Raw genomic sequence first — 16,531 nt, 5'->3', positions numbered from 1 at the left:
CGGCGCCCGGGAGTCGCGGAGAATTTCCGATATTGACGCTTGTCGATTTTCGCAACTTCGGGTAGACTTGCCGGCTTAGTTCGGAAGGGCGATTAGCTCAGTTGGTTAGAGCGCTGTCTTGACATGGCAGAGGTCGCTGGTTCAAATCCAGCATCGCCCACCACCGAATGCTCCCCAGCCCTCCTCGAGCACGCCGCTTTCAGTGCCGCGCGTTGCTCGGAATCCTCATGTACATTTGAGTACACTGCGGTTCCTGCGCTACGGGCGTCACTGAAATCGACGCACTCGAGAAGCGCTGGGAAGCATTCGGTTTCGATTGCGGGCCGTGCAGGCCACCCCCACTAAAGCAGCGCCGCTTTCGCGCGAAGCTTGTTCCAGTTCATTCCAGGGTGCGCCGGGAATCTGACTCTGCGGGGAGGCCCGATTGGGGATGGCCTGCTGAGGGCCTCGCCACCGCGTCGAACTGAAGCAGGCCATCCCCAATCGGGCCGGGATCGAAGCTTCCCCTGAAAAGGGCGGCAAAGGCTTCAGTTTTCCCGAATTTGTCCCAACTTTTCGGGCTGAGTGACGGTAGAATTCACAACCATGGTTCAGATTACGCTTCCAGACGGTAACCGGAAGGATTTCGATCATCCGGTGACGGTGCACGAGGTGGCCGAGTCGATCGGTCCGGGCCTGGCCAAGGCGGCGCTTGCCGGTGAGGTCGAGGGTCGGCTGGTGGATACCAGTTTCAGGATCGATCGGGACGCCGACCTGCGGATCATCACGCCGCGCGACGAGGAGGGGTTGGACATGATCCGCCACTCCACCGCGCATTTGATGGCGCAGGCGGTCAAACGGCTGTTTCCCGAAACCCAGGTGACGATCGGTCCGGTCATCGACGACGGGTTCTACTACGACTTCGCCCGCGAGGAGCCGTTTCGCCCGGAGGATCTCGAAAAGATCGAGAAGGAAATGGCGAAGATCGTCGCCGAGGACATCGCCGTGGAGCGCTCCGTGATGGAACGCGACGAGGCGGTCGAGTTCTTCCGCGACATGGGCGAGGAGTACAAGGCGAAGATCATCGAGGACATTCCGGCCGACGAGGCGCTGTCGCTGTATCGGCAGGGTGATTTCATCGACCTGTGCCGCGGCCCGCACGTGCCTTCGACCGGCAAGCTCGGCGCTTTCAAGCTGACCAAGCTGGCCGGCGCCTACTGGCGCGGCGACTCCGACAACGAGATGCTGCAGCGCATCTACGGCACTGCCTGGCCGGACAAGAAGCAGCTCAAGGCCTACCTCAAGCGCCTCGAGGAGGCCGAAAAGCGCGACCATCGCAAGCTCGGTGCGCGCCTGGATCTCTATCACATCCAGCCCGAAGCGCCGGGCATGGTGTTCTGGCACGACCGCGGCTGGCGCATTTACCTGGCCCTTCAGGACTACATCCGCGAGCGTCTGCGCCAGGCCGACTACCAGGAAATCCACACGCCCTCGATCGTCGACCGCAGCCTGTGGGAGAAGTCCGGCCACTGGGAGAACTTCGGCGACGATATGTTCATCACCTCGTCGGAGGATCGCGTCTACGCGGTCAAGCCGATGAATTGCCCCTGCCACGTGCAGGTGTTCAATCAGGGCCTGAAGAGCTACCGCGACCTGCCGTTGCGCATGGCCGAGTTCGGATCCTGCCACCGCAACGAGCCCTCGGGCGCACTGCATGGCTTGATGCGCGTGCGCAATTTCGTGCAGGACGACGCGCACATCTTCTGCACCGAGGATCAGATCCGCGACGAAGTGCTGGCCTTCAACAAGCTGGTCTTCGACGTCTACAACGATTTCGGCTTCACCGACGTGGCGGTCAGGCTCTCGACCCGTCCCGAAAAGCGTGTGGGTTCGGACGAAGTCTGGGACAAGGCCGAGAAGGCCCTGGCCGATGCGCTCGAGGCGGCCGGCATCGAATACGAACTGCAGCCGGGCGAGGGTGCCTTCTACGGCCCCAAGATCGAGTTCTCGCTGACCGACTGCATCGGCCGCGTCTGGCAGTGCGGCACCATGCAGGTCGACTTCTCCATGCCGGGCCGCCTGGGCGCCGAGTATGTCGACGAGGACGGCGAGCGCCGCGTGCCGGTCATGTTGCACCGCGCCATTCTCGGTTCGATCGAACGTTTCATCGGCGTGCTCATCGAGCACTACGCCGGCGACCTGCCGCTCTGGCTCGCGCCGGTGCAGGCGGTGGTCATGAACATCACCGACGCCCAGGCCGACTACGTTCGCGAGGTGACCAACGCCCTGAATCAGCAAGGTTTTCGGGTGGAATCGGACTTGCGGAACGAGAAGATCGGCTATAAAATTCGCGGCCGCACGCTCGAGAAGATCCCGTACCTGCTGGTCGTGGGCGATCGCGAAGTCGAGAATCGCCAGGTAGCCGTGCGGCTGCGCGACGGGACCGACCTGGGCGCGATGCCCATCGACGATCTGGTTGCGCGCCTTTCCGAGGAGGTGGCACGGCGCGGCCCGATCGACGATAATTGACGGTTCGCTCGCGTTGATTTCAGACGCAACGGATTCAAAACCAAGGAGCAGCACACATCGCAACGGATAAGCAGACCCGACGCAACGAAGACATCACGGCGCGCGAAGTGCGCGTAGTAGGTTCCGAAGGTGATCAGATCGGGGTGATGGGGATCAGGGATGCGCTGGCCCGTGCCGAGGAAGAGGGCATGGACCTTGTCGAGATCGCGCCGCAGGCCGATCCGCCCGTCTGCCGCATCATGGACTGGGGCAAGTACCGCTTCGAGCAGTCCAAGAAGGCGCAGGCGGCGCGCAAGAAGCAGAAACAGATTCAGATCAAGGAAGTGAAGTTCCGCCCCGGAACCGATGACCATGACTACGACGTCAAGATGCGCAACCTGCGCCGGTTCATCGAAGAGGGCGACAAGGTCAAGGTGACCCTTCGCTTCCGTGGTCGCGAAATGGCCCACCAGGAGCTCGGTCTCGAGATTCTCCAGCGGGTCGAGCAGGACATGGCCGAAGAAACGGTCGTGGAGCAGCGCCCGCGCATGGAAGGGCGACAGATGGTCATGATGCTGTCGCCCAAAAAGACATCCTGACAAGGATGGCTTCCTGAGCGGCGTTGAACGAACCGGCGGTTTTTGCTGTCGGATACAACTCGCCGGAATGCAGCTCGCACAAGCGTTGCCCGGACGGCCCGGGAGCCGCTGCACGAAGGTAAAACAAAAGGAGCAAGACAATGCCGAAGATGAAGAGCAATCGGGGCGCGTCCAAGCGCTTCCGGGCTACGGGTAGCGGGCGCATCAAGCGCAAACGCGCCAACCACAGCCATATCCTCACCAAGAAGGACACCAAGCGCAAGCGTCGCCTGCGTGCTTCCACCCTGGTCACCCGCGCGGAAGAGAAAGCCGTGCGCCAGATGCTGCCGAAGCTGTAAGGGAGAGCGATCATGGCAAGAGTCAAACGTGGAGTAGTCGCCCGTCGTCGTCACCGCAAGGTGCTCAGTCGCGCCAAGGGCTATTACGGCGCCCGCCGCAAGGTCTTTCGCGTCGCCAAGCAGGCGGTCATCAAGGCCGGCCAGTACAGTTACCGCGACCGCCGTCAGCGCAAGCGCGATTTCCGCAGCCTGTGGATCCAGCGCATCAACGCCGCGGCGCGCGAGAACGGTCTGTCCTATAGCCGTTTCATCAACGGCCTGAAGCGGGCCGATGTCGCCATCGACCGCAAGGTCCTGGCCGACCTGGCCGTCAACGACAAGGCCGCCTTCAAGGCCCTGGCCGAGAAAGCTCAGTCCAGCCTGGGCTGAGCATGGAGACGACGGCATCGCAGAACCTGCTCGAGGACGCTCTCGAGCAGGTCGCCAAGGCCGACAGCGAGCGAACCCTGGACGAGGTCCGGGTTCGCTTCCTCGGCAAGAAGGGGGCGCTGACCGCGCAACTCAAGGAACTGGGCCAATTGCCGCCGGAGCAGCGGCGGGAGGCCGGCCAGCAGATCAACGGCGCCAAGCAGACCCTGGAAAGCGCCATCGCCGATCGCGGCGACGTGCTCGCACGCGAACATCTGAACGCCCGCCTGGCCGAGGAGACGATCGACGTCACCCTGCCCGGGCGTGCCGCAGAAGCGGGTGGCGCCCATCCCGTCAACCGCGCGCTCGATCGACTGCTCGACATTTTTCAGCGACTCGGCTTCGAAGTGGCGACCGGGCCGGAAGTCGAGAACGACTACTACAATTTCGAGGCGCTGAATTTCCCGCCGCACCATCCGGCGCGGGCCATGCACGACACGTTCTACCTGCCGGACGGCCGCCTGTTGCGCACGCATACCTCACCGGTGCAGATCCGGGTGATGAAGGAGCGGGGTGCTCCGGTTCGCATCGTCGCGCCCGGTCGTGTGTTCCGGTCCGACTCGGACCAGACGCATACCCCGCAGTTTCACCAGGTCGAAGGCCTGCTCGTCGATCGCGACGTGACCTTCGCCGATCTCAAGGGGATGCTGTCGGATTTCGTCAATGCCTTCTTCGAGGACGATCTCGAAATGCGGCTGCGTCCGTCCTACTTCCCGTTCACCGAGCCTTCGGCGGAAGTCGATGTCCGCTGGCGCCACCCCGACGGCACGGCGGGCGACTGGCTCGAAGTGCTCGGCTGCGGCATGGTGCATCCCAATGTCCTGACCAACTGCGGCGTCGATCCGGAGGAATACACCGGCTATGCATTCGGCCTGGGCGTCGAGCGCTTCGCGATGCTCCGCTATCGCGTCGACGACCTGCGCCTGTTTTTCGACAACGATCTGCGCTTCCTGCGTCAGTTTCGCTAAGCGGGGAGGCTAAGAGAATTCCATGAAAATCAGTCATCGCTGGCTCGGCGAATGGGTGGATTCCGGTCTGAATGCGGATGAAATCGCCGAGCGCTTCACCCTCGCCGGACTGGAAGTCGATTCGATCGAACCAGTGGCGCCGCCGCTCGAAGGCGTGGTCGTCGGCGAGATCGTCTCCGTCGAGCCGCACCCCGACGCTGATCGGCTGCGCGTGTGCAAGGTCGCCGGCGACAGCGAGGAGCGCACCATCGTCTGCGGTGCGCCCAATGCCCGGGAAGGCCTGAAGGCGCCGCTGGCCACGTTGGGCACGAAGCTGCCCGGCGGGCTGAAGATCAAGCCGGCCAAGTTGCGGGGCGTGGGATCGGAAGGCATGCTCTGTTCCCAACCGGAACTGGGCCTGGGCGAGGACGCCGACGGTCTCATGGAGCTACCGGGCGATGCGCCCGTGGGCGAGCCCCTGTCCGCCTACCTGGATCTGGATGATTCGATCCTCGAGATCGACCTCACGCCCAATCGCGCCGATTGCCTTTCGGTGCGCGGCCTGGCGCGGGAACTGTCCGCGATCACGGCCCGCCCCATGCGCGCTCCGGCCATCGACGAGGTGTCGGCCGAGATCGAGCGGGGCGTCGAGATCGCCCTCGAGAGCCCGCAGGACTGTCCGCGCTACGTCGGACGCGTGATCGAGGGCATCGACGCGGCGGCGGCAACCCCGCTCTGGATGGTCGAGCGCCTGCGTCGCTCCGGAATCCGAAGTCTGGGTCCCGTCGTTGACGTCACCAATTACGTGCTGCTCGAACTCGGCCAGCCCATGCATGCGTTCGACCTTGATCGCATCGAAGGCGGGATTCGCGTCCGGCGGGCGCACAAGGGCGAGACGATCACGCTCCTCGACGGTCAGGAAGTCGAGCCTGATGAAGACATGCTGCTGATCGCCGACCACGAGCGTCCACTGGCCATCGCCGGCGTGATGGGCGGTGAGCATTCGGCGGTCGGCGAGACCACGCGCGATATCCTGCTGGAGTCGGCCTGGTTCAATCCCGCCACGATCAGCGGGCGCGCACGGCGCCTGGGTCTTTCGACCGAATCGGCGCATCGCTTCGAGCGCGGCGTCGACCCTGCGCTGCAGCGCCTGGCGATCGAGCGCGCCACAGGGCTGATCATGGCCATCGCCGGCGGCCGGCCCGGGCCGGTCGTCGAAGCCGTGGACGACGATGCCTTGCCGGGCACCTCGAGCGTCGAACTGCGCATGGCTCGCCTCAACCGGGTGCTGGGCGCCGAATTCGACCCGGATTCCGTCCAGTCCATGCTCGAGCGACTGGGCATGGAAGTCAGCCGCAGCGAAGATCGTTTCTGTGTCCTGGCGCCGACGGCCAGGCGCGACATCGAGATCGAAGCGGATCTGATCGAGGAAGTCGCCCGCATCCACGGCTACGACCGCCTTCCGGCCCGTCATCCCGGGGGCGAAATCGTGGTCAAGGCGCCGGCGGAGACGCAGACCGGCGAAAGGAAACTCCGAGAGCAGCTCGCCGCGCGCGGCTTCCAGGAGATCATGTCCTGGAGCTTCGTCAGCCAGGAGCAGCTGGACCGCCTGTCCATGGGCGAAGGCGCCCAGCCCCTGGCCAATCCGCTGAGCCGCGAAATGGCGGTGCTTCGCACCAGCCTGTTGCCCGGTCTGCTGGACGTTGCCGGCCGCAACCTGCGTCGACAGATGCCGTCCTTCCGCTTGTTCGAGACCGGCCATTGCTTCCGCAACGGCGCCGAATCGTTCGAGGAAGCCTGGCGGCTCGGTCTGCTGATGACCGGGGATGTCCGGCCCGAGCATTTCAGCGGCAAGCCGCGCGAGCTGGACTATTTCGACCTCAAGGGCGAAGTCGAGAACCTGTTGGCGTTCAACGCCATCGACGGCGAGGTGAGCTTCGAACGCACCGATTTGCCCTGGCTGCACCCGGGACAGGCGGCGCGGTTGCTCATCGACGGTGTCCAGGCCGGCTGGCTCGGTCAGCTTCACCCGGCACTGGCCGGCGCGATGGAACTCGATCGGCCCGTTTTCGTGGCCGAATTCGACGGCAGCAGCATCAGCGGCCGCCGTCTCCCGGAGCACCGCGACAGCGGCCGCTTCCCCGCCGTCCGCCGCGACATCGCCATCGTCGTTTCCGACGAGTATCCCGCCGGAGAGCTGATCGAGGCGGTGCGCGAATCGGCCGGCGGATTGCTCGAAAACTGCGTCATATTCGACCAGTATCGGGGGGAGGGGATCGAAACCGGGTTCAGAAGCCTGGCTATTGGCTTGATTTTGCGCGATGTTTCGCGCACCCTAAAGGATCGTGAGATCGATGCACTGCTCGAGACGGTGCTGGCCGATCTCGACAGTCGCTTCGGTGCCAAATTGAGAGGTTGAAAAGGGGATGTCGTTGACCAAAGCTGACCTGGCTTCCGCACTGTTCGATGAGGTCGGTCTGAACAAGCGCGAAGCCAAGGAATTCGTGGACGCCTGGTTCGAGACCATCCGTCAGGCCCTTGAGGACGGCGATCACGTCAAGCTGTCGGGATTCGGCAACTTCCAGCTTCGCGACAAGAATCAGCGCCCCGGGCGCAATCCCAAGACGGGCGAGGAAATCCCGATATCGGCCCGGCGGGTCGTGACCTTCAAGCCGGGGCAGAAACTCAGAGCGAGGGTGGAAGCGTATGCTGGATCCGCGGAGTAACCAGGAGCTGCCGCCGATACCGGCGAAGCGCTACTTCACCATCGGCGAGGTGAGCGATCTTTGCGCCGTCAAGCCGCACGTGCTTCGCTACTGGGAACAGGAGTTTCCCCAGCTCAAGCCCGTCAAGCGTCGAGGCAATCGTCGCTACTACCAGCGCCACGACGTCCTGATGGTGCGCCAGATCCGCAGCCTGCTCCACGAGCAGGGTTTCACCATCCAGGGCGCCCGTCAGCGGCTCGAAGGCGACACGGCGCAAAACGACGTCTCACGCAGCCAGCAGCTCGTGCGCCAGATGCGCGTCGAGCTCGAAGAAATCCTGCACGTATTGCGTCGCTAGGGTAAAATAGTCGTTTTAGCCCCAAGCAAGTTTCGGTCGGAGCGTAGCGCAGCCTGGTAGCGCACCACAATGGGGTTGTGGGGGTCGCGAGTTCGAATCTCGCCGCTCCGACCATTTCCTTTTCCTCACATCTCCTGCGTCACCCGCCCGGGTTCACGGGGCTTTCATTGCAATTGGCGTTCAATGTCGCTTCGCAATAAAATCGTCCCTACCAATGCAGGGCGTCTATCGCCTCAACGCAGCAGAGAGCCTTATGAAGAATCGATCCAAAGTCGCGAACATGCCGGATGTTGCCTCCCATGCCCGGGCCCAGGTGGCCGGCCAGCTCGACTGGGTCGGCATGAACACGATCGAAATGCCCATCCTGCTGGACGCCACCGATGGCAAGCATGTTCAAACAACGGCCCATATCAGCGCCTTTGTCGACCTCGAGCGGCCCGAGAAGCGCGGCATCCACATGTCCCGGCTCTACCTGCACCTGGATCGGGCCCTGGCCGAGCACACGGTCACGCCCGCGCTCTTGCGCCACCTTCTTCGCGATTTTCTGGCCTCGCACGAAGACCTCAGTTCGACCGCCATGGTGCGGCTCGACTTCGATTACATGCTGCGGCGCAAGTCGCTGGTCAGCGACAATAGCGGCTGGAAGCGCTACCCGATCAGCCTGATCGCCAGCCTGGACGATCGCGAGTTCCAGGTCGAGATGGCGCTGCAGATCGCTTACTCGAGTACCTGTCCTTGTTCCGCGGCACTGGCGCGCCAGCTCATCCAGGATCAGTTCCGCAGGGACTTCGGCGACGACGGTCCGGTCGACATCGAAGCCGTGATCGAGTGGCTGGGCAGCGAAGAGGGGATCGTGGCCACGCCTCACAGCCAGCGCAGCGCCGCCGATATCCGGCTCCAGCTGGCGCCGAGCTTCGAGGCTTTTCCCTTCGTCGAGATGATCGATTCCGTCGAAGGGGCTCTCAAGACCCCGGTGCAGGCGGCCGTCAAGCGGGAAGACGAGCAGGCCTTCGCGCTGCTCAATGGCCAGAACCTGATGTTCTGCGAAGACGCCGCGCGTCGGGTTCAGACGGTGCTGGAGTCAGAGGAACGCGTCATCGACTTCTGGGCCCGCTGCCGTCATTTCGAGAGCCTCCACCCGCACAACGCGGTGGCGATCGTGACCAAGGGCGTGGAAGGCGGCTATCAGCCGATCGACGGCCAGCCTTCCGGCTGGCGGCACGACTGAACTGGTCGGCGTCGGGCCGTCCGGGAACTCAGTCCGGACCGTTCAGCCCGACCTGCAGCTCGGGCAGGGCCACGCCGATCGTGCCTGAACCGGGAGCCGCCCAGGCTTCGGCCACGACCGATCCGTCTTCCAGGCGGGTCACGGTCAGGCGCATCAGGGTCTCGTCGCCGCCGCGTTCCATCCGGTAATAGTTGAGCGAAATCGACAGGCCCAGGCTCATTTCGGCCGCATCCAGCGGCTCGACGCTGTCTCCGGTACGAAGGGTGAAATGACGGGCCACCCGCCATTGTCCGTCTTCTTGCACGCCCAGCCAGCCCTCGTAGTCGCGCACCGGCAGGAAGCGGATGATCCGGTCCTGTCCGACCGCCTGGCCCGAAACGGGATCCACGAGCCGGTCCCCGATGGTCAGCTCGCTGCCGTCGAAGGCGATTTCCTTGAGCAGCCCGACGCTGTCCTCGCCGTCACCGAAGCGACAGGAGCTCGGATCGGTTTCTCCCACCAGTCCGCGCTCGGAGACCTGGAATGCCATCGGGCAGCTGCGCCGGGCGCGGCCCTTCGGATCGAGCAGGGCGATTTCACCCTCGAGGCGGTTCGACATCGCACCCGGTTCGAGCTTGAGGCCGAAACGGCGTGCATCTTCGCCGTTGACGGCGGCCTGCTGCATCGACAGGTCCAGCCGATCGCCTGCGCCACTGGCCTCGCGGCTGATGGTCAGGGTCTGGGCGCGCCGTTGGTCTTCGCGGACGCTGACGTACTCGCCGGGCATCCGGGCAGCCACCTGCTCGATTACCGGGGAGGGCCTCGACGGCTCTTGCGTTACGTTTCCGGCCGGCGTTGTTGCGCAACCGGTCAACGCCGATATCAGCAGCACGACGGCGCAGCATCCCGTCACGCGACCGTGCGGCGAGGCGATCGAGTCGCGGCGAAGGATTTCAGGGGGCCTGGGCATCGGGGTTTTCGTCCCAGTCGAGCAGCAGGGCGGGGTCGATTCGCACCTCGCGCAGGTTCATTCGCCAATCCAGGTGCGGGCCGGTCGCTCGCCCGGTCGCCCCGACTTCGGCGATCAACTCTCCACGGTCGACGACGTCGCCCGGCTCTACGTGCATCGTGTGCAGGTGAAGGAAGGCCGACACCAGGCCGTGACCGTGGTCGATGAACAGGGTGCCTCCCGAAAAGTACATGTCCGGGTGGGCCAGCGTGACGACCCCGGGAGCCGGTGCGCGCACGGGCGTGCCGGTCGGCGCGGCGATATCGATGCCCCAGTGGGGGTTGCGCGGCTCGCCGTTGAGAATGCGCTGGCTGCCGTACACGCCGGTGACGGGGCCGGTCAGGGGCCAGTCGAAGCCCGCCGCCCAATCCAGCCGTGCGTCGCGTCTGTTCCGCGCCTCCCGTGCTTGCCGTGCATCCTCGCGGATTCGGGACAGAACCGACTCCGGGGGCGTGACCTTGTCCTGCGGCAGCCCGTCGATGCGCTGGATGTCGAATTCCCGAGGCTGCGGAGCGAGCGTTTCTTCCAGGCGCATGCCGGTCGGCAGGACGACCTCGACGCGCGTCGGTTCGGTCTGCTGGCGCTCGAAGGCGAGCAGGAAGCGTCCATCCGGGCTGGTCATGACCGGTTCGCCGTCGACTTCGACCGAGCTGCCTGCCGGTGCGCGTCCCACGACCAGGCCGCCCTGGACGACTTCACCCTCGAATCGGACGGGACTGTCCTCCTCGGCTGCCGCCGGGAGCGGGGTGATGAGCAGGAGGCCGGTGGCCAGGACGAGGCCGGAAAGCTGGCTATGCATTGCCGTCTCCGCGGATGGTCAGGGTCTGCCCGGGTCTCAGGATCGCACCCTCGTTGAGTCCGTTCCAGCGCATCAGTTCCCGTACCGAGACGTCGTGACGCCGTGCGATGGTCCACAGGGAGTCTCCGCGGCGCACCGTGTACTCCCGGCTTTGCGAGCTACCCGGTTGCGTCATGTTCACGAGGATTCGGTCGCCTGGACGAATCAGGCTGTCGCTGCCGAGCCCGTTCCAGCGCTGAAGCTCATCGACGCTCACGCCGTAGCGCTGCGCGATCACCCACAGGCTTTCGCCCGGCCGGACCTGGTGCTGGAAACGCTTGGTCGGAAGCAGTCGCTGTTGCAGGCGCTCGAGCTGGGCATAGCGCTCGGCGTGGGGTGAGTTCTGAGGCGTCCGGCCGTTGTCGGCCAGGCGCAGCTTCTGTCCCACGCGCAGGAAGTCATTGCGGAGATTGTTGGCTTCGCGCAGTTCACGCACGGTGGTGCCGTGACGGCGGGCGAGGTGCGAAAGCGTGTCGCCGCGACGCACGCGAATTTCGCGCCAGACGATCATGTCTTCGGCACCCAGGTCGGCGATCGCTTCGCGAACCCGGTCGGCTCGCCCGGCCGGGACCATCAGGTGGTGCGGTCCACCCGGGGGCGTCAGGTGACCGTTGAGACCGGGGTTGATGGCGACCAGTTCGGCGATGTCGATATCCGCGGCCACCGAAACGGCAACGATGTCGACGGGGCCGTCGAGCTCGATGCGCGCAATCTGCGGGCGGTTGTCCCAGACGGGTACCTGGAAGCCGTAGCGCGCCGGCTCGGCGAACAGGCATCCCAGCCCGTTGAGCTTGGGCACGTAGCCGAGGGTTTCGCGCGGCAGGCGAAGTTCATCCCAGTCGGTTTCGCGGCCGGCGCGGCGATTGCGGTCGATGGCGCGCGCCACGCGGCCCTGTCCGCCGTTATAGGCGGCCAGGGCCAGGTTCCAGTCGCCGAAACGGCTGTGCAGGTATTCCAGGTAGTTCAGCGCTGCCCGGGTGGCCGCCCAGACGTCCCGACGGCCGTCGTAGAAGTCGTTGATCTCGATGCCGCGCTCGCGGGCCGTGGCGCTGACGAACTGCCAGGTGCCGGCGGCGCGCCCATGCGAGTAGGCGAACGGGTCGTAGGCGGACTCCACGATGGGCAGCAGGGCCAGTTCGCCCGGCAGCTGGCGCCGCTCGAGTTCCCCGGCGATGTCGTAGAGCCAGGGCCGGGCGCGATCGAGCACCCGCTCCATGTACTCGTCTCTCTCTCCGTACCACCGGGCCCATTGCTCGGCCCGACTGTCGGCCGGACATTCGGCGAACTCGAAACGCGCCACGACGCGAGCCCAGAGGTGCGGCGGTCGCGCCGGTTGCGGATCAGGGTCGAGCTCGTCGCCCAGGTGGCGGGTGGCTTCCTCGACGACCGAAAACGGATCGGGCAGGTCGATCGGGTTCTTCTGCGGGATCGGGTCGGGTGCGGCATCCTCGGTCTCCACCATGGCGCAGCCGGAGCCGAGCAGGATCAGCATGGCGGCGCTCAGTCGGCCCATTCGTCGCAAGGCGGGCCGGGTGGAATTGATGGCGTCGGTTTTCGGCTTTATTCGCATGAATCGGGTTCGGGCTGGTGCATCGTTCGCATGCCGTGTCGGTTGTTGAAGTCGATTGCGTGAAAGATGGCCTTCTGCTCGCGGACGGAACGGTACAATGACCCGCATGAGCAATCAATCTTCGCATATCTCCCGCGAGCGCATTCGCGCCGCGCTGGAAGACGCCGGGCGGCCGGTAACGCGCCGCCAGCTTTCGCATCTGTTCGACCTGGACAAACCCCGGTCGGACGAACTTCTCAGACCCGTACTGATGGAGATGGTTGCATCGGGCGAGCTGGTCAAGAACCGTCGGGCCGCCTACGGCCTGCCATCGCAGATGGACCTGATCTCCGGTCGCATCAGTGCCCACCCGGACGGGTACGGTTTCGTGGTCACCGACGGCGACGACGACGATCTCTACCTGGCGCCGAAGCAGATGCGCCAGGTGTTCAACGGCGACCGCGTGCTAGCGGCCGTCACCGCGGTCGACCGGCGCGGTCGCAAGGAAGGCGCCATCGTCGAGGTGCTCGAGCGCGTGCACACGCAGGTGGCCGGACGCCTGCTGATCGAATCCGGCGTGGCGATGGTCGTCCCCGACGATCCGCGCCTGACCCAGGACATCCTGGTGCCGCCCGAGCGCGTCGGCAAGGCGACGCCGGGCCAGGTGGTGGTCGTGCGCATCGACAAGCCGCCGACCATGAAGCGCGGCGCCGTGGGTGAAATCATCGCCGTGCTGGGTCACGCCGACGAGCCGGGCATCGCCACCGACATCGCCGTCTACAGCCACCAGCTTCCCTGGGAGTTTCCCGAAGCCGTGATTGGCGAGGCCGAGGCCTTCGGCGACGAAGTCGCTCCGGACAAGGCCGCCGAGCGCGTCGACCTTCGCGACCTGCCGCTGGTGACCATCGACGGCGCCGACGCGCGCGACTTCGACGACGCCGTATACGCCGAGCCCCGCGGCGACGGATTCCGCATCCTGGTCGCCATCGCCGACGTCGCGGAATACGTGAGTCCGGGCCGGCCGCTCGACGACGAGGCCGAAAAGCGCGGTACGTCGGTCTACTTTCCCGACCGCGTCATCCCGATGCTGCCCGAGACCCTCTCGAACGGTCTGTGTTCGCTCAACCCGCGCGTCGATCGCCTCTGCGTGGTCTGCGAGATGCATGTCGACGACAAGGGCAAGGTCACGTCCAGCCGTTTCCACGAAGCCGTGATGCGCTCGCAGGCCCGGCTCACCTACGACCAGGTGCGCCGGATCATGGAAGCCGGCGACCCCGAGCTGGTCGAGCGTTTCGGTCACGTCCTGGGCAACCTGCAGGCGCTCTACGAGGTCTTTCGCCTGTTCCTGCGCAAGCGCGAGCGGCGCGGCGCCCTGGACTTCGATTCACAGCAGGCCTACTTCGAGTTCGACACCGAGGGGCGGGTCGCCAATATCCGCCTGCAGCAGCGCCACGACGCGCACCGCCTCATCGAGGAGTTCATGATCGCCGCCAATGTGGAAGCGGCGAAATTCGTCGGCAAGGGCAAGCTGCCGATGCTCTATCGGGTGCACGAGCCGCCGCCGGCGGACAAGCTCGAAGGGCTGGAAGAATTCCTGCGCGTCAGCGGCCTGCAGGTGCGCTGGTCCGAGGAGCCCGACCCGCAGCAGTTCGCGGCCATTCAGCGAAAGGTCGCAGGGCGGCCCGACGAGTCGCTGGTCAACGCCCAGCTGCTCAGGAGCCTGAGCATGGCCGTCTACCAGCCCGAGAACAAGGGGCATTTCGGGCTCGCCCTGGAGCACTACGCGCACTTCACCTCGCCGATTCGACGCTACCCGGACCTGCTGCTTCACCGCGCCATCAAGCATCTGTGCCGGCAGGGTAAGCGCGGCGATTTCCACTATGGCGACACGCGCATGGATGAGCTGGGCCGCCACTGCTCCTGGACGGAGCGCCGCGCCGAGGACGCCTCGCGCGACGTGGAAGAGCGTCTCAAGTGCCAGTTCATGCAGCGTCACGTCGGCGACATCTTCGGCGGCATCATCTCCGGGGTCACCAGCTTCGGCCTGTTCGTCGAAATCGACGGCATGGCGGTCAGCGGCCTCGTGCACGTCACCGCGCTGCCCAATGACTACTATCACTTCGACCCCGTAAGTTCCAGCCTGACGGGCAAGCGCCGCGGCCTGCAGTACCGGCTTGCCGACCGGGTCCGCGTCGAGGTCATCGCAGTCAATCTCGAAGAGCGCAAGATCGATTTTCGCCTGGTGGATCGGAAGGACGACTGAGTGACCTGATCGAAATGAAACGCGAACTGGCCATGGGCATCAATGCCGTCGAGGGGCTGCTTCGCCACGCTCCCGAACGAATCGTGCGGGCCTGGCTCAAGCCGGCGGGGCGGCGGATCGGCGAGTTGGAAGCCGACCTCAGGGCAGCCGGCGTGGCCGTCGAGCGTGCGGAAGAACGCGCGCTTGATCGCATGGCCGGAAAGGTCCGCCACCAGGGGGTCATCGCCGAGTTCACGCCGCGGCAGCCCGGCGACGATCGTCGCCTGCAGGAGCTGCTCGAATCGATCGACGAGCGCGCCCTGTTCCTCGTGCTCGACGGCGTCCAGGATCCCGGGAACCTCGGGGCCTGCCTGCGAACCGCGGCGGCCGCGGGTGTCACGGCCGTCGTCATCCCGCGCAACAAGGCCGTCGGTCTCACGCCCGCCGCGCGCCGTGCGGCCGCGGGTGCGGCCGAGCGCGTCGAGCTGGTCGTCGTGACCAACCTGGCGCGCAGTCTTCGAGCGCTCGCCGATCACGGCGTCTGGCGCGTCGGCCTGGCGGCCGGAACCGGCAACAGCCTGTTCGGGGCGCGCCTCGACGGCGCGCTCGCGCTCGTGCTCGGGGGCGAGGAGGGCGGCATGCGGCGCCTCACTCGCGAGCATTGCGACGAGCTCGTCGAAATCCCCATGCCGGGAGAAATCGAGAGTCTCAATGTATCCGTCGCGGCGGGGGTCGCCCTGTTCGCGGCCGTCGAGAGGAGAACGCAATGAGGGCCGACAGCGGATTCCGGGTGGACCTGCCCGACTGGATGGGCGAGTTTTCCGAGAAGCTGCCGCGCTACCTGCCCACGGCCCGGGAACGGATGGCGGTGGCGGTCAGCCTGGCAGACCAGAACGTGCGCCGTCGCACGGGCGGTCCCTTCGGAGCGCTGGTGGTTGCCGAGGACAGCGGTGAAGTCGTGGCCCTGGGCGTCAACCGCGTCGAGCCGCAGCTGTGTTCGGCCGCCCATGCCGAGATCGTGGCGCTGAGTGTCGCGCAGCGGGTGATGGGCTCGTGGAGTCTCGCCGGGACGCGCCTCGGTCCCCTTCAGCTGGTGACCTCCTGCGAACCCTGCGCGATGTGCTTCGGGGCGATTCCCTGGTCGGGCGTGAGTTCGGTGCTGTGCGGGGCGACCAAGGCCGATGCCGAGGCTTCGGGTTTCGACGAAGGCGCCAAGCCCGGCGACTGGGTCGAGGCGCTCGAACGGCGCGGGATCGAAGTGCGCACCGGCATCCTGCGCGAGGAGGCCGCGAAGATCCTCGAGCGCTACGCGGCGCGGGGGCACACGATCTACAACCCCTGACGGGGAGAGAGCTCGGAATTCAGGAACGAAAAAAGCCGGGGGAGTCCCCGGCTTTTCTCTTTGAGGCCCGACGGACCTCGGTTTCGCAGTCGGTGATTACTGCTGCTGTTCCTGCAGCATCTGGGTCAGCTCCTGCTGAAGTTCGGGATCGTTCTGGATCGACATCGCGATCTGGTTGAACGATTCCACGTCCAGGCCGACTTCTTCGACCGCGGTGGTCATCTCCTCGTTGGCCTCGCGCTGGAGCTCCTGGGCCTTCTGCGGGTCCTCGACGTTCTGCAGGCGGGACCGGAAGTCCTTCTGGATGCTCGCGATTTCCATCTGCGCATCGGCAAACTGCTGCAGCTGCTGGTCGCTGACCTCGATGGTCTGCGGCGCGGACTGCCGGGACTGCTGGGCGGCTTCCTGGGCCACCGCGACAGAACCGATCATCAGGGTGCCGGCGACGGCGAAAAGCTTGAGCGTAGTACGAAATTGCATGGATGAACTCCTTGGGTTTCGC

16 protein-coding genes and 2 tRNA genes are annotated in these 16,531 nt (G+C 65.5%); 14 read left to right on the top strand and 4 right to left on the bottom strand.

Translation table 11 applies throughout. The features are described from left to right. Positions 1 to 86 precede the first annotated feature (86 nt). From DZC52_RS01980 to folE2, 11 genes are all read left to right on the top strand, one after another. A tRNA-Val gene (locus DZC52_RS01980) sits at positions 87 to 163 on the top strand. A 422-nt stretch (positions 164 to 585) separates the two neighbouring features. Then, positions 586 to 2,508 (top strand): threonine--tRNA ligase, encoded by a 1,923-nt coding sequence (thrS, locus tag DZC52_RS01975; protein WP_116649440.1) that lies wholly within the window; start codon positions 586 to 588, stop codon positions 2,506 to 2,508. 32 nt (positions 2,509 to 2,540) lie between these two features. Then, positions 2,541 to 3,086, top strand: coding sequence for a translation initiation factor IF-3 (gene infC / locus DZC52_RS01970; protein ID WP_425451380.1), 546 nt, complete (start codon positions 2,541 to 2,543; stop codon positions 3,084 to 3,086). 140 nt (positions 3,087 to 3,226) lie between these two features. Next, complete coding sequence (gene rpmI, locus DZC52_RS01965; protein ID WP_116649438.1) at positions 3,227 to 3,424, top strand: 50S ribosomal protein L35; 198 nt, start codon at positions 3,227 to 3,229, stop codon at positions 3,422 to 3,424. 12 nt (positions 3,425 to 3,436) lie between these two features. Further along, the gene (gene rplT / locus DZC52_RS01960; protein ID WP_116649437.1) at positions 3,437 to 3,793 is read left to right on the top strand and encodes a 50S ribosomal protein L20; all 357 of its coding nucleotides are present in this window, start codon (positions 3,437 to 3,439) and stop codon (positions 3,791 to 3,793) included. A gap of 2 nt (positions 3,794 to 3,795) precedes the next feature. Beyond that, a complete protein-coding gene (pheS, locus tag DZC52_RS01955) occupies positions 3,796 to 4,800 on the top strand; it encodes a phenylalanine--tRNA ligase subunit alpha (protein WP_116649436.1) in 1,005 nt (334 codons plus the stop codon). 22 nt (positions 4,801 to 4,822) lie between these two features. Next, positions 4,823 to 7,198: a phenylalanine--tRNA ligase subunit beta gene (pheT, locus tag DZC52_RS01950; RefSeq protein WP_116649435.1), complete on the top strand. Its 2,376-nt coding sequence runs from the start codon at positions 4,823 to 4,825 to the stop codon at positions 7,196 to 7,198. A 7-nt stretch (positions 7,199 to 7,205) separates the two neighbouring features. Further along, on the top strand, positions 7,206 to 7,505 hold the full coding sequence (locus DZC52_RS01945) for an integration host factor subunit alpha (RefSeq protein ID WP_116649434.1): 300 nt from the start codon (positions 7,206 to 7,208) through the stop codon (positions 7,503 to 7,505). Continuing rightward, positions 7,486 to 7,842: a MerR family transcriptional regulator gene (locus DZC52_RS01940; RefSeq protein ID WP_116649433.1), complete on the top strand. Its 357-nt coding sequence runs from the start codon at positions 7,486 to 7,488 to the stop codon at positions 7,840 to 7,842. The genes DZC52_RS01945 and DZC52_RS01940 overlap by 20 nt, the downstream gene beginning before the upstream one ends. A gap of 37 nt (positions 7,843 to 7,879) precedes the next feature. Beyond that, a tRNA-Pro gene (locus DZC52_RS01935) sits at positions 7,880 to 7,956 on the top strand. Positions 7,957 to 8,095: 139 nt separating this feature from the next. Further along, on the top strand, positions 8,096 to 9,070 hold the full coding sequence (gene folE2, locus DZC52_RS01930; RefSeq protein WP_181918727.1) for a GTP cyclohydrolase FolE2: 975 nt from the start codon (positions 8,096 to 8,098) through the stop codon (positions 9,068 to 9,070). A gap of 28 nt (positions 9,071 to 9,098) precedes the next feature. Here the strand turns inward: folE2 and DZC52_RS01925 are convergent, their stop codons facing one another. The 3 genes from DZC52_RS01925 to DZC52_RS01915 are packed head-to-tail and all read right to left on the bottom strand — an operon-like array spanning position 9,099 to position 12,409. Then, complete coding sequence (locus DZC52_RS01925) at positions 9,099 to 10,019, bottom strand: hypothetical protein (protein ID WP_147307579.1); 921 nt, start codon at positions 10,017 to 10,019, stop codon at positions 9,099 to 9,101. After that, the gene (locus DZC52_RS01920) at positions 10,003 to 10,857 is read right to left on the bottom strand and encodes a M23 family metallopeptidase (protein WP_116649430.1); all 855 of its coding nucleotides are present in this window, start codon (positions 10,855 to 10,857) and stop codon (positions 10,003 to 10,005) included. The genes DZC52_RS01925 and DZC52_RS01920 overlap by 17 nt, the downstream gene beginning before the upstream one ends. Continuing rightward, positions 10,850 to 12,409, bottom strand: a complete 1,560-nt coding sequence (locus DZC52_RS01915; protein ID WP_116649429.1) for a lytic transglycosylase — start codon at positions 12,407 to 12,409, stop codon at positions 10,850 to 10,852. The genes DZC52_RS01920 and DZC52_RS01915 overlap by 8 nt, the downstream gene beginning before the upstream one ends. 163 nt (positions 12,410 to 12,572) lie before the next feature. Between DZC52_RS01915 and rnr the strand changes: the two genes are divergently transcribed. The 3 genes from rnr to DZC52_RS01900 are packed head-to-tail and all read left to right on the top strand — an operon-like array spanning position 12,573 to position 16,029. Continuing rightward, positions 12,573 to 14,708, top strand: a complete 2,136-nt coding sequence (gene rnr / locus DZC52_RS01910) for a ribonuclease R (protein ID WP_181918726.1) — start codon at positions 12,573 to 12,575, stop codon at positions 14,706 to 14,708. Between the two features lie 14 nt (positions 14,709 to 14,722). Then, complete coding sequence (gene rlmB / locus DZC52_RS01905) at positions 14,723 to 15,457, top strand: 23S rRNA (guanosine(2251)-2'-O)-methyltransferase RlmB (protein ID WP_116649427.1); 735 nt, start codon at positions 14,723 to 14,725, stop codon at positions 15,455 to 15,457. Continuing rightward, positions 15,454 to 16,029, top strand: a complete 576-nt coding sequence (locus DZC52_RS01900) for a nucleoside deaminase (protein ID WP_116649426.1) — start codon at positions 15,454 to 15,456, stop codon at positions 16,027 to 16,029. Before rlmB ends, DZC52_RS01900 begins: the two co-directional genes overlap by 4 nt. 96 nt (positions 16,030 to 16,125) lie before the next feature. Here DZC52_RS01900 and DZC52_RS01895 read toward each other — a convergent pair whose 3' ends face one another. Further along, positions 16,126 to 16,509: a DUF4168 domain-containing protein gene (locus DZC52_RS01895; protein WP_116649425.1), complete on the bottom strand. Its 384-nt coding sequence runs from the start codon at positions 16,507 to 16,509 to the stop codon at positions 16,126 to 16,128. Positions 16,510 to 16,531: the final 22 nt, after the last annotated feature.

Source organism: Wenzhouxiangella sediminis, from assembly GCF_003410055.1.
Taxonomy (GTDB): Bacteria; Pseudomonadota; Gammaproteobacteria; order Xanthomonadales; family Wenzhouxiangellaceae; genus Wenzhouxiangella; species Wenzhouxiangella sediminis.
Note: the sequence above shows the minus strand (reverse complement) of the source record. Positions and strands in the feature narration are given on the sequence as shown.

Bases quoted from the DNA above. Each gene is read 5' to 3' on its own strand.
- rlmB (WP_116649427.1), top strand. From the start codon at position 14,723: ATGAAACGCGAACTGGCCATGGGCATCAATGCCGTCGAGGGGCTGCTT.
- thrS (WP_116649440.1), top strand. From the start codon at position 586: ATGGTTCAGATTACGCTTCCAGACGGTAACCGGAAGGATTTCGATCAT.
- DZC52_RS01915 (WP_116649429.1), bottom strand. From the start codon at position 12,409: ATGGGCCGACTGAGCGCCGCCATGCTGATCCTGCTCGGCTCCGGCTGC.
- DZC52_RS01925 (WP_147307579.1), bottom strand. From the start codon at position 10,019: ATGCCCAGGCCCCCTGAAATCCTTCGCCGCGACTCGATCGCCTCGCCG.
- DZC52_RS01895 (WP_116649425.1), bottom strand. From the start codon at position 16,509: ATGCAATTTCGTACTACGCTCAAGCTTTTCGCCGTCGCCGGCACCCTG.
- DZC52_RS01900 (WP_116649426.1), top strand. From the start codon at position 15,454: ATGAGGGCCGACAGCGGATTCCGGGTGGACCTGCCCGACTGGATGGGC.
- pheS (WP_116649436.1), top strand. From the start codon at position 3,796: ATGGAGACGACGGCATCGCAGAACCTGCTCGAGGACGCTCTCGAGCAG.
- DZC52_RS01920 (WP_116649430.1), bottom strand. From the start codon at position 10,857: ATGCATAGCCAGCTTTCCGGCCTCGTCCTGGCCACCGGCCTCCTGCTC.
- folE2 (WP_181918727.1), top strand. From the start codon at position 8,096: ATGAAGAATCGATCCAAAGTCGCGAACATGCCGGATGTTGCCTCCCAT.
- DZC52_RS01940 (WP_116649433.1), top strand. From the start codon at position 7,486: ATGCTGGATCCGCGGAGTAACCAGGAGCTGCCGCCGATACCGGCGAAG.
- rpmI (WP_116649438.1), top strand. From the start codon at position 3,227: ATGCCGAAGATGAAGAGCAATCGGGGCGCGTCCAAGCGCTTCCGGGCT.
- pheT (WP_116649435.1), top strand. From the start codon at position 4,823: ATGAAAATCAGTCATCGCTGGCTCGGCGAATGGGTGGATTCCGGTCTG.
- rplT (WP_116649437.1), top strand. From the start codon at position 3,437: ATGGCAAGAGTCAAACGTGGAGTAGTCGCCCGTCGTCGTCACCGCAAG.
- DZC52_RS01945 (WP_116649434.1), top strand. From the start codon at position 7,206: ATGTCGTTGACCAAAGCTGACCTGGCTTCCGCACTGTTCGATGAGGTC.
- rnr (WP_181918726.1), top strand. From the start codon at position 12,573: ATGAGCAATCAATCTTCGCATATCTCCCGCGAGCGCATTCGCGCCGCG.